The 366-nt window shown below is 58.7% G+C and carries 1 protein-coding gene; it reads left to right on the forward strand.

Going from position 1 to position 366, the window contains the following annotated elements:
• On the forward strand, positions 1-366 hold a 366-nt coding region (locus DMG62_00830), incomplete at both ends, for a hypothetical protein (protein ID PYY24899.1).

A 366-nucleotide genomic window follows, 5' to 3' on the forward strand; every position in this document is an offset into this window, starting at 1 on the left:
ACGGCTGCTGCAGAGCGGGCGATGGAGAAGGCGGAGCCGACGCTGCGGGCAACATGCGCAACAATTCCGCTGTGGGGACCAGCACTTTGCTGCAGCGTCTCAAGAGCTATCTCAATCTGGTAAAGCCGATCCGCGTAATCGCTCAACGTGGTGGAGAGGGGGCGATTGTGGGTTGCCAAAAGCAGACTCGACTCTCTGGGATGGGACATTTGTCACCGATTATGTCAGGCCAGACACGAAACCGGATGATCAGTTCGAGCGCCAAAGTACGCCAAGGGTCACTCGGCGCGCAACTCGGGACGAGTGACCCGATGCCGAGCCTCGATCTCTCGTTGCGCCCTTTGTTGGTGCAGTTCCAAGATGGGA

The organism is Acidobacteriota bacterium, assembly GCA_003225175.1.
Lineage (GTDB): Bacteria > Acidobacteriota > Terriglobia > Terriglobales > Acidobacteriaceae > Gp1-AA112.